Source organism: Mesobacillus foraminis (assembly GCF_004340465.1).
GTDB lineage: Bacteria > Bacillota > Bacilli > Bacillales > Cytobacillaceae > Mesobacillus_B > Mesobacillus_B foraminis.
Genome location: NZ_SLVV01000006.1, coordinates 251,440 through 263,702, shown reverse-complemented (window position 1 = coordinate 263,702; position 12,263 = coordinate 251,440). Strand labels below are relative to the sequence as shown.

7 protein-coding genes and 1 riboswitch are annotated in these 12,263 nt (G+C 43.3%); of the genes, 4 read left to right on the top strand and 3 right to left on the bottom strand.

The window, feature by feature from the left end:
* Positions 1–31 precede the first annotated feature (31 nt).
* From EV146_RS12445 to EV146_RS12435, 3 genes are all read right to left on the bottom strand, one after another.
* The gene (locus EV146_RS12445) at positions 32–2,758 is read right to left on the bottom strand and encodes a hybrid sensor histidine kinase/response regulator (protein WP_132006496.1); all 2,727 of its coding nucleotides are present in this window, start codon (positions 2,756–2,758) and stop codon (positions 32–34) included.
* A 485-nt stretch (positions 2,759–3,243) separates the two neighbouring features.
* Positions 3,244–7,209, bottom strand: coding sequence for a S8 family serine peptidase (locus EV146_RS12440; RefSeq protein ID WP_132006493.1), 3,966 nt, complete (start codon positions 7,207–7,209; stop codon positions 3,244–3,246).
* Between the two features lie 181 nt (positions 7,210–7,390).
* The gene (locus EV146_RS12435; RefSeq protein WP_132006490.1) at positions 7,391–7,879 is read right to left on the bottom strand and encodes a GNAT family N-acetyltransferase; all 489 of its coding nucleotides are present in this window, start codon (positions 7,877–7,879) and stop codon (positions 7,391–7,393) included.
* 277 nt (positions 7,880–8,156) lie between these two features.
* Between EV146_RS12435 and EV146_RS12430 the strand changes: the two genes are divergently transcribed.
* The 4 genes from EV146_RS12430 to EV146_RS12415 all read left to right on the top strand — a co-directional run bounded on the left by EV146_RS12430 (position 8,157) and on the right by EV146_RS12415 (position 12,193).
* On the top strand, positions 8,157–8,903 hold the full coding sequence (locus tag EV146_RS12430) for a DUF2087 domain-containing protein (protein ID WP_132006487.1): 747 nt from the start codon (positions 8,157–8,159) through the stop codon (positions 8,901–8,903).
* Between the two features lie 25 nt (positions 8,904–8,928).
* Positions 8,929–9,276, top strand: coding sequence for a GIY-YIG nuclease family protein (locus EV146_RS12425; protein WP_132006484.1), 348 nt, complete (start codon positions 8,929–8,931; stop codon positions 9,274–9,276).
* 480 nt (positions 9,277–9,756) lie between these two features.
* Positions 9,757–9,901, top strand: a riboswitch (cyclic di-AMP (ydaO/yuaA leader).
* A gap of 639 nt (positions 9,902–10,540) precedes the next feature.
* Positions 10,541–10,957, top strand: a complete 417-nt coding sequence (locus EV146_RS12420) for a MarR family winged helix-turn-helix transcriptional regulator (RefSeq protein ID WP_132006481.1) — start codon at positions 10,541–10,543, stop codon at positions 10,955–10,957.
* 9 nt (positions 10,958–10,966) lie between these two features.
* The gene (locus EV146_RS12415) at positions 10,967–12,193 is read left to right on the top strand and encodes an MFS transporter (RefSeq protein WP_132006478.1); all 1,227 of its coding nucleotides are present in this window, start codon (positions 10,967–10,969) and stop codon (positions 12,191–12,193) included.
* The last annotated feature ends 70 nt before the right edge of the window (positions 12,194–12,263 follow it).

Genomic DNA, 12,263 nt, shown 5'->3' with positions numbered 1-12,263 from the left:
CCGGACTGTGAACCTGATGAGCTTTAATGTTCTAGCCCTCCTTCCTGTAGAGCCATACCTGCAGCAATGAAAACAGCTGATCCAGTTTAACCGGCTTACTTATATAATCTGTTGCTCCCGAGGCCAGGCATTCCTCACGGCTGCTTTTCATAGCTTTTGCTGTCAGGGCGATGATTGGCAATGTTGTAAACTCCGGAATCCTTCGGATGTGCCTCATCGCCTCTAAACCATCCATCTCGGGCATCATAATATCCATCAAGATCAAATTGGTATCCGGGTTTTCCCTCAGGACCTCCAGACCTTCCCGTCCATTTTCTGCGACAATGATGTTCATGTCATACTTCTCAAGGGCGATGGTCAAGGCATAAACATTTCGGATATCATCATCTACTATCAGGATTTTCTTATTTTTCAGAATCCAATTATCATAGAGGCTGGTTTGTTCCTCTTCGAGAATGACGGACTCTGTTTCTTCAAGACTGACAGACACCTCAGCAATCGCTTTAGGTCCTGTGAATTCCTCTATTTTTTGGCGGTACGGCAAGAATAAAGTAAAGATGCTTCCTTTTCCTGCTTCGCTTGAGACCTCAATAAACCCTTCGAGCAGCTGGGCGATTTCCCTGCTGATGGACAGCCCGAGCCCTGTCCCTCCGTAATTGCGGCTTGTGGTCCCATCCGCCTGTTTAAAGGCTTCAAAGATCATGTCCTGTTTGTCGTCCTGAATGCCAATCCCCGTATCGGTGACTGAGAAAGCGAGCATAGGGTTCCCTTGAGCTCCTTCCCCTTTTTCCTTCCAGACCTTTTCCACCCTTAGGGAAACACTGCCGCTGGCGGTGAATTTAAAGGCATTGGAGAGCAGATTGTTAAGGATTTGATGTAAACGCTGCTGATCGGTTAAAAAGGCCACGGCGGACAAGTTTCCATCCATTTCGACAGTGAAGGAAATCTCTTTTTGGCTTGCTACAGGAGAAAATTGCCGATAGATCGAGTCCAGTACATCGCCCAAATCCATCTCGCCATGGTTGATATCCATTTTTCCGGACTCCACTTTCGCCAGGTCTAAAACATCATTAATTAAATAAAGTAAATCTTGGCCCGATGAATGGATTGTACGGATATACTCCTGCTGTTTGACGGTAAAGTTGCCTGCTCCATTTTCAGAAAGAGTTTCTGCTAAAATCAGCAAACTATTAAGCGGCGTCCTTAATTCGTGCGACATATTGGCAAGAAATTCGGATTTATACTGTGAACTCTGCTCAAGCTGCTGAGCTTTCTCCTCAAGTGCTCCCCGGACCTTTTCAATTTCACGGTTCTTTTGTTCGGAAGCTTTGTATTGTTCCTCAAGCTTCTCATTCGTCGTCCTGAGCTCTTCTTGCTGAAGCTGAAGCTCCTCCGATTTTGTCTGCAGCTCTTCTGTTAATGCCTGTGATTCCCGGAGCAATCTTTCCGCCTTCATATGGGATGCAATACTGTTGATTTTAATGCCGATATGGTGATTGACTGTTTCAAGGAGCTTTACCTGCAAAGGCGTATAGAGCCGAAAGGATGCTAATTCCATTACAGCGAGAACTTCTTGTTCAAACAGCACAGGTAAAATGATGATATTTCTAGGAGAACCATTCCCGGTTCCTGAAACGATCTTTATGTAATCTTCCGGTACATCCTCGAGTAAAATGGGACGCTTTTCGCTCGCGCATTGCCCTACGAGGCCTTCTCCAAACTGGAACCGTGCAAAATCCTTTTCATTATTGTGGGAAGCATAGGTGGAAACCCTCTGTAAATAATGCTTTCCGTGTTCCTCTTCCTTCATATAAAAAGCTCCGCTCGCTCCACCAACCATCGGAACCAGCTTTGTGATAAGAAGGTCAGCCAGCATTTGAACATTTTCAACCTTTGGATAGATAGTAGCAATTTCTGCAACTTGAGTATTCAGCCAGCTTTGTTCTTCTGCCTGGTTCACCAATTGTTTCTCCAGCATGCTCTGCTCTTCCAGCGACTGTGCCATTTTATTGAATGCCACAGCAATCTCGCCCAGTTCTCCCTTGGAGGAAATTTTGATTCTCGGCAAGGAATGGAATCCGCTGGCCGTGGCGCTTTTCATGACAGCGGTAACCTTGTTGAGGTTATTGGTCTGGCTTCTAATGACCCACATGGTAAAACCAATGCCGATGAACAAAGCAATCCCAAGATAAATATAGATGATGGTTACAGCCCAATTATAGGAATCTTTAGACCTTAGAAGCTCATTTTTCATTTCTTGTTCCTGAAGTCCATAGAGGAGATCAGCAATTTGGATCATCCTTTGCCTAACCAGTTCGGAATCGGACCAATAGGTGGCAGGAAGATTCATGCCACCATCCAGTTTATCAATTGCCATCGCCTGCTGGCCCATGCTTAGATAAGATTGATAAAGGACTTTATACTTCGCAATCAGTTCTTGGGTTTTCTCCTGTGCATCCTTTTTTTCAAGTGATTCTATGGCAATCTGCAGGCTGATCTGGGTTTCTTCCCAGTCGTTGGAGTACTTTGTACGATCCTCTTCGCCTTTGCTGTATACGATTGAGCTTAACTGTGTTCCTATTGCGGAAGTCTCATACTTGAGCTCTGACGCAATTTTTATCCTGGCATTCAGCTCATTCACAACGGCATTCATATTTACAGTTGTCTGCTCCAGCATATTCATCAGAATCACAGCAATAACAAAAAATAATAGCAACAAGGAGCCAATGCTAGCATACAGCTTTGTTTTAAATTTCATATTGCCTCCTGTTAAAGAATGTTTCTATATGCAAATATTTGAATATACGAAATACAATATTTTACAATTTTGTCAGATTGACTTATATTTCTTCTATCATACTGTAATCTAGTATGTGGGTCTATAAAATATTTTGTGAATATTGTCAATTATTTATAGAAGCATCATGAGTGAAGTTCCTCTAATTTCATTTAAATAAAAGCCTACCTATATCAAAACGAATGGCTCAGTTAAGTACCTTTAACACTTCAACCGGTGGGTGTCACTATATTTAAAATTGGCTGGATTATACATTTACTTTGTAAAGTGGAAGGCGCGCAGCCTCCTGCGGGATCAGCGGCCAGCCACGCGGAAAGCGAAGCTCCTGGAACGGAAATCGGCTGCCCCTTGTGTACGCCAACAAAAAAAAAGACTGCAGACAATTTCGATTTTCACCGAATTGTCTGCAGTCAGGGCAATGAACTCTTTGGGGAACAATTGCTGTCTTATTTAACAGGACTGAAATGAGTTGATTCAAAGGCATCCACTCTTACGTAGGTGCCATTTGATGCTTTTCTCTTTTTGCCGGTCACAACAATTTTAAGAGTGTGTGATTTATTTGACAAAGATTGTGTATGATAGACTTTCTGCTTATTCAGGCTTTTAGAAGAATACAGATCACCAGTCTTCACTTTTTTTCCGTCCAGATAAATATCGGCAGATCCCATATCTTTATACTTGGATGCGTACACCGAAATGCCGGTTCCGGTAAATTTGTAGGTTACGCTGCTTTTGGCTTTTTTGGATTGAAGGACAGATCCCCCGGAGGCTTTGCTGTCTTTTTTGGCCGCCCACGTTCCGGCCCGCTTGACGGAAGAACTGTTGCTCTCAACCTTTTTCTTTCCCTGTACATTCATGGTCATTGTGTAGCCGCCGTTCCCCTTGCTTGCTGAAGAAACGAAGTAATAGGTACCGGTTTTAGCTGGCTTGAAGATGATCTTCTCACTGGAGCTTTTTGCTGAAGCAGAGGCAGCTGCCTTAGCACCTGCAATCGTTTTGGTTCCAGGCTGATATACCTTCAAGTTGAAATTGGTATTTTTCGGACCGGTTAACAAGATTTCATACACCTTGCCTTTTTCCAGCTTCTTCTTCCAGACATCCTGAGCGTCTCGATCCTTGCCAGCTTCAAGGCTGCCTTTTGCTGTGGCGCCTGCCCAGGCCTGGCTTCCCTTCACGTCATCATCGAATATGAAGGCAGCCGAGGTGGAGCGCGGAGTTTCCTCTGAACCATTTGTCACAACTGTAACACCATAGCTGTAGGTTTTCCCCGGAACAGCTTTACTGTCAGTAAAACTCAGAGTCTTTTTATCTGCTTTTTTCAGCAATGTATACTCCGACTGGCTCTTTTCCTTTCGGTATACATTGTAGGAATCGGCCCAATCAACACTTGACCAGGTAATAACCGGACTCTTTTTAACAGAATGATAGGCTGCTTTGACGGATGCCGGGTTGCTTTTAACAACAAATCGGTCGATATTGATGGTGGTGGCACTTTTCCGGCCTCCATTTTCTGAATCATTGCGGCCCGTCCAGACAATCCTTACCGTATGCTTTCCGTAGGAAGAGAACTCTTTTTTGTAAATGGACTGTTTTGCTTTTAATGACGGTGAGTACAGCGAAACAGTCTTGTCTTTAACGCCGTCGATATAAACATCTGCAATTCCCTGTGCGGCATTCTTGAAGCCTTGCCACTCAAAGCTGTAGCCGACAAAGCTGAATGTTGCTTCTCCAGCCGAATTCAGCACACTTGCCATTTTCCCTGAATGCTTGGCATTCGAATCGATATCCCATTCCCCTTTGTAGCCAATTAGCCGGGTTTCGTTTTCATAGCTTCCTTGGTAATTTCCAGCTTGAAGCTTATAGCTGCCCTTTCCTTTATAGGAATAGGCATTGATAAAATAGAAACCGGTCTTCGGGGCAGTGAAGGTGATTTTTTCTGCCGAGGTCCCCGGCTTTTCGGATTTGGCAACAAGGCCAACGGAGCCTTTTACATCTGCCGCCTCTTCGTCATAGACATAAAGATCAAAGTCGGTTCCATTAATCCCGCTCAGCGAAAGGCTGACCCCTTCCCCTTCATTCAGGGAAATGGCAAAAACATCATCCTTATCGTTTGATGAGTCAAGGGTTCCTGTCTGAGTCAAGTTCTTCATTGGAGCTCCCGGAATACTGTTGTCATTGAAGGTTGAAAGTCCGGTAGCTTTAATCATTTTCCCGCTCCCCATTGCGCCTTTCAAACTTTCAAGCTTCTTGCCCTGATCGCTTAAATACAGCTTCGAGTACACAGGCGACAGGCTATCATGCAAGCCTGCGAACAAGGCGGCTGCTGCTGTCGCATGCGGGGCGGCCATGGATGTTCCATTATAGTAATCATAGGCCTGGTCATAAGTTGAGACCTGTTTCAGAGATATTTTTGCATTTTCTCCATTAGGCTTGAACAGGTCTGCGGCCGGAAATAGACCGTCAAATCGGTTAAGCTTATAATCTTTTTTACTGTAAATGCTTCCGTCTGTCCCTGCTACATTTAAATGCGGGGCTAAGTCGGAAAATACATTCAGGTTTAGTAAGTCCTTAACAAATGCTGTACCTTCCAGGAAGGATACCGCATCCTGGCCAGAAAGAAGAAGATTTCCACCTCCTTTTACATACTCCTCTAAAAGCTTAACATCTTTGGCCGTTAAGGCTGTCCACTCATCGGAAAGTATTCCGAATCCATTGCCCGTGAACCAGATGACACCATCATAGTCGGCCAGCTTTTTGTTCCCAAGCTTGTTTTCCAGGGATCCGTTGGCATCAATTGTGACTGTTTCATAAGTATTTTCATATTTTTTCAATAGTTTCTCATACATAGGAAGAAGGTTTTTAAAATAACCTTCGATTTCCGTTCCTTTGAATTGAGAATCTAGTTCATGTTCATCGTCCTGGACAAGCAAGATTCTAGGTTTACTAGTATCCTGAGGCAGAATATAATTCAAGGCATTTGTAAAAGCTTCTTGCTGCTCTGTTTCATCTGTAAATCGATCAAACCCAATACCATCGACGACCGCCTTAAAACCATAGGTCTTGTTATCGACCTGGGCGGCTGCCCCGATATTTCCTTTCAGTTCCTTTTCCCATTCTTCCACAGGGAATTTAGGCACTGTGCTCAAAATATTGACTCCCGGAGCAGCGATATCAACGGAGTGTTTCCCATAATTTGAAAAAGGTGCAAGCTGCCCTAGATTGTCAACCGCCGCTACCGACAGGATATTGGAGCTTTCGAAGCTTGCCGGGTAGGAAGAATACTCCTCATCGATGTCCATCCCTTCATTTCCTGCTGCAGCCACGAACAGGCTGTCAGAATTGGCAATTGCCTGCTCCAGCAGAGGGTCGTATTCGCCACCGCCCCAGCTGTTATTCGTAATTTTAACGCCCATTTTCTTGGCATATTCAATAGCAGCAATAGCTCCCGCAGTAGTCCCGCCATCTGGACCTAAAAACTTGATTGGCATGATTTTCACGTTTGGCGCGGCTCCAGCAACCCCCTTATTCTCGTTTGTGCTGCCGCCTTCCAGGACTGCAGCGATGGTCCCCGCAACATGCGTACCATGGTCATCACCCTGAATTGGATCAAATACGGTATTATCTCCATTGTAGAAATCCCATCCGTGAACATCGTCAATGAAGCCGTTGCCGTCATTGTCGATTCCATCATTGGCTTTAGCCTCTGATTCCCCCGGGTTTGTCCAGATTTTTTCATATACCTCTTTTTTTGACCCCTTTAAATCAGGATGCTCAATATCTATCCCTGTATCAATGACGCCTACAACCACTTCCTTCAGATTTTTATATGATGTCCAAGCTTCGGGTGCATTGATATCTATATCCATATCCGGATTACCCTTTATTCCTTTAATCGGCTCCGTAGTTAAATCATTATTCAAGCCCCAGAGCTGGTTATAGTAGTTCGGGGCATCGCTGGCATAATATTTGTAGTTAGGTTGGACGGATTCAATTGCCGGATCCTTTTCAAGTTCCTTGATATATTCAGCCACTTTCTTTCCTTTTGGAACGGTAACGACTTCTGAATGGATAGATTCCAGCACCTCTTCCTTTTTCAGGGAGAATTGTTTGCTGACTCCAGACTTTGTACTTGCTGATGTCCCCTTTTCATATGTGATGATGAGTTCGCCTGGGACCGCCTCGGGCCTGTTTTCTTTGCCCGACCTTTCCTTAAACTTTTCAACTGCCGGATTCACTTTTCTGACTAAATCTGGTGCAAGGCTCTTTTTCGTCTGGATACTCGGCCTGATCTCGCTCTTTCGAAGCTTCTCCGCAGAAGCGGACTCTCCGTTTGCTCCTGCAGTGGCAGGAAGGATGCTGGAAAAACCGAGCAAGGATACTAGAGTAATAGAAAGCAGTTTGGATTTTCTCATTTGGCTCCCCTTTTGATCGTTTTTGAAAATACCACTCTAGTATATTCTATTTTCTTCCAAATGTGGATGCATATGTATGATTTCGGCCGAGTTTTTATCGACATAATTTTCATTCCGGACTTTCACATTCTACAAATTCAGCAGAATAAAAAATTGGCCCTGTAGAGAGCATGATAAACAGTTATTTCAGCTTTTTCACCATATTAAACCAGGTAACTCCGCCATGCAGAGAATTTGATATCCCAGCTGATAGATAGCCCTGTTTTTCGTAAAAGCTGATCAGGTTTTCTTTGCAGGTAAGGGTAATCGTTTCCCTCATCTTCAACTTTGCCGCTTTCTCGAGATGTGCCAGCAGGGCGGAAGCAATTCCGCGCTTTTGAAAATCCGGTGACACGGCCAAGCCTAAGATGCTTTGATGTCCGCCCGTCGGAGGGTTTGCGTCTATCTCTTTAAATAAATCGTCTGAAATGAAGGCCTCCCCGATAACGGGTCCATTAACAAATCCCATCAGTAACCCATTCTCTTCAGCCACATAAAAACTATCCGGAATTGTATGAATGCGCTTGTCAAGGGCTTCCTTCGTCGCTGCTTCAGCTTTCGAAAAACATTGAGTTTCCACAGCCAATATTTCCGGAAGATCTTCCGGTTTTACGTTTCTAAACTTAACCATGTGGTTATCCTCCCCCTGGTTGATTTGGAATCATGCATGAATGAAAAATTTTCCTTTTTAAGGATACCACAAGAGAGATATTAAATTAACAAACTCTATCCCATCTCAAAAAATGAATAAACAAATATAACCTTTGTTTGTAAATAAACTAATTAATTTATCGATTGTTTACTATAATATTGACACGGTCGTACCCTTGGTTTAAAATTCCTATCATAGTAAACTTTTTTTAAATACGTTTATAATATAACCAACTTAAGTGGGATGTGTTTACGAAATGGAGCGAACGGATTCGTTTTGGAGTGCTGATTTAGGGGATCTGAAAAATGGATATGTGGAACAAAACGAAGCTTTTAATTGCCTGCTTTGTGGAGAAGTCGTCGAAAAGGGAGTCATCTATCCTTATGAAAACAGGTTATATGAAGCTGAAAAGTATATACGGATCCATATTGAGAGTGTTCACGGCTCCGTTTTTGATTACCTGATTTCCATGGATAAAAAACTTACCGGTCTGACGGAACATCAAAACAGTCTCCTCCGGCTTTTTTACCAGGGAAAGAGTGATGCAGAAATTCAGAAAGAGATGGGAATCGGAAGTCAGTCGACCATTCGGCATCACCGCTTTGCCTTGAAAGAAAAGGAACGTCAGGCAAAAACATTTTTAGCCTTAATGGAATTGCTAAAAGAAAAGGACCAGCACGAACCAGCTTTTATTCCGGTGCATAAGACTGCAAGAATGGTCGATGACAGGTATAACATCACCAAAGAAGAGCAAGAAAAGATCCTAAACAAGTATTTTCCTTTAAAAGTTCTGGTGAAGTTTCCGCCAAAGGAAAAACAAAGACTTGTCATTCTTCGACATATAGCTGGACAGCTAACCCCAGAACAAGTGTATACCGAGAAAGAATTAAACGAAGCACTCAAGACTTTTTATGAAGATTACGCCCTGATCAGAAGATATTTAATCGATTATGGATTTTTGGACCGAAAGCATGATGGGAGCCAGTACTGGTTAAAAAAATAAATTCACGCGGAACGGAGATGAGAAAATGGATCGAAAGAGAGAATTGAAACAGATGTACAAAGAAACAGCTATACAAGCTGGTGTTTACCAAATAACAAACACGATTAACAATAAATTCTTCGTCGGAAGCACCAGTAATTTGAAAACATTAAATGGCTTAAAATTCAGCCTGGAAACTGGAGTGAGCACGAATAAACAGCTTCAGGAAGAATGGAGACACTATGGAAAGGACGCGTTTCACATTGAAGTCCTGGAAATCCTAAAAAAGAAAGACACCCCGTACTTCAATGAGAAGGAAGCATTAGCTGAACTCGAGGAAAAATGGGTAGATCAGCTAAAGCCCTTTGGAGAGAAAGGGTATAACCGACAATGATTTTATGACTTTCATGCGATAAATATCCTCATGCTTATGCCAGGAAAAAAGGAACAGCAACAATTGCAACAGTTTGTTGGAGCAAAAACATTGTATTCTGTTAAATAGGTTTTATTTGGGTCACCTAATCTACACTCCAAAATCAGCCATTTATTCTCCGGATGAATGGCTGTTTCCCTGCCTTCACCTCTACACGGTCATAACTATACATTTCCAAAAAAAGTTCATACTGCCCCACTACAAAAAAACCTTTCCAACCCCTTATTCGAAAATTAGGCAACAGATTAAAGGTGTTTCCTGTCTCACCAGCCTGCGCACAAAACCCCCATTCACTACTTTCGCGCCTCGCCCCGTAAGACAATGGCTTATCTTCTATTCCGCCCTCCCCCTCCTCTTTGACAGAATGTGTTTCACCGGGATTTGTCACAAAAAATACATTTACTTTTTCAAAATCCAGGAGTAATATTAGCTCAGTTTCAATTTTCTAAATCGCTGAAACCGTTTGGTGCGGGGGAACCACGAAGATGGATTGATGTTGAATCCTAGGGGTGAATCCTTTTAAAGGCAGGGCTACTCAAGGCCCGAATCCGACAGCTAACTCCGTAAGCGTTATATGAGAAGGAATGTGGAGCTTGTGACGCAAAAAATTTAATGTGTCTGTAGGTCTGTTCAACTATGGTTTGCAGGCATTTTTTTATTCCTCAAATATGGAAAACTACTAAACTTATGGCTGTGGTGGTCTCCACAGTGCCATACCATTAAAAAAAATGATTCCATTAAGTACGATGAAAATCGGGTTTGTCACAGTCCCTTTTTTTTTCTTGTTGTAAGAATGGACTGTTGACTTCCGTTCGAGGTGTTTCACTTCCGCTGGGCGGGCAGCAAGCCTCTTCGTCGCTCCTGCTTCTGCGGGGTCTCACCTGTCCCGCTATCCCGCAGGAGTATTCACACGTTCCATTCCAATCAAAAAGGGGTTCCAATACCAATGTGGCAGTGACACAAGCTTAAAAATAGTTAAAACGCTTGAGGTCTCATCTAAACTTCATCCCTTTCTTCCCGACTCCTCCAACACTGTAACAGTCACCCTTGTATGCATTAGCTCATTTACGGCTGGCCTTAAGTCTTTTGCGATTGCCTGCTTTCTAAAACGTTCCCTCCAACCAGAGTCCAATAACCTCTATCCTTAAAAATCCTTAATGAGGTTGACAAATAGATAAATTTGATAAATAATTAGTTAGGCTAACTAATTAACGGAGGGGTTCCTTTGATTTATCGTGAATTGTTTAAGGAATATCATGCAATGCATCGCCCGTATATGAACATGCTCAATGAGCTCCTGTCCAAGCACCAGCTGTTCAGTTCTCAGTGGGGAATTATGAGGACTTTAAAATTGGAAGGTCCTAAAAATATTGTTGAAATTGCCTCAATCTTTTATATCGAGAAGCCGAGTGCTTCCAATTTGGTTCGCAAGCTTGCTGAATTGGGCTATGTAGAAGCCGTTCAAGGCAAGGATAAGCGTGAGAAAATTATCCGGCTTACTCAGCAGGGAGAAACTGTTTTCACCGAGGTTAGTGAAACAATCGATGCTTTCCTGTCTTCCATTGTGGAAGGAATCTCAGAAGAGGATCAAAGGACCGTGATTTCAGCACTGGAAACGATACGCAAAAATTTATTAAAGTAAGGAGAACATATGGATACATTAAAAAAAGAACCCTTATGGACAAAGAATTTCATCATAGTATCACTAATCAACTTTCTGGTTATTTTAATATTTTATCAATTGATGGTGACCATCGCCGAGTACGCAGTGGAAGAATACCACACTGCAACAAGTACAGCGGGGCTTGTATCAAGTATCTTTATTATTGGTTCCCTCATCGGCCGTTTGATAACAGGCCGGGGAATTGTTTCCCTGGGCAGCAAGAAGACGTTTAAAATTGGCCTGGTTCTCTTCACCCTCACAACCCTGGCCTATTTTATTGCCAACAATCTAGCTGTTTTAATCGGATTGAGGCTCTTACATGGAATATCGTCAGGGGTCATCAGTACGGCGACAGGTACAGTTATTGCCCAGATCATTCCTGCCTCACGCCGGGGAGAAGGAATCGGGTATTTTAGCATGAGCGCTGTTTTGGCAACAGCCATAGGACCGTTCATTGGAATCCTCCTGCTGCAATCCTTTGATCAATTCTCGGCCATCTTTGTTTTCAACACGATATTAGTTGTTATCTGTATCGCAACCTCCTTCTTCCTGAACATGGATGCAGTGAACAACAAGGTTTCAACTGGACAGGCCCCTGAAGAAACAAAGGGATTTTCCGTTGCCAATTACATTGAACCAAAAGCGGTTCCGATTTCACTCATTGCCCTGCTGGCGGGATTTGCTTATTCAGGTATTATGTCATTCTTATCGTTTTATATGGCTGAAATCGATTTAGTTGAAGCGGGAAGTTTATTCTTCCTGGTCTATTCAATTGCCATTTTGCTGACTCGTCCTATTACTGGCCCGTTAATGGACCGGAAAGGGGCAAATATTGTGGTCTACCCTGCTCTCATCCTGTTTGCTGCCGGCATGGTGCTCTTCAGTGAAGCGTCCACCGGGGTGATGTTGCTCGCATCTGCCTGCATCATCGGAATCGGCTATGGCAACTTTAACTCCATTGCCCAGGCTCTGGCCATTAAAGGTGTAGAACCAAGACGAATGGGTCTAGCAACTTCCACCTACTATATTCTATATGACATTGGTTTAGGGGCCGGTCCGTTTTTACTTGGGGCATTAGTTCCCCTCATGGGTTATCGTTCCCTATTCTTCTCCATGGTGCCAGTAATCATTATTTCCCTGGTTTTATACTGGGCTTTGGTAGGACGCAAAGAAAGAAAAGAAGCTCTCCAGGCTGGCAAGCTTATGCAGGGCTAAAAAAAACACCTCCCATTATGCAGCTGGCATGGATGGGAGGTGCTTTTTCTTTTTATTGAAGTTTACATAA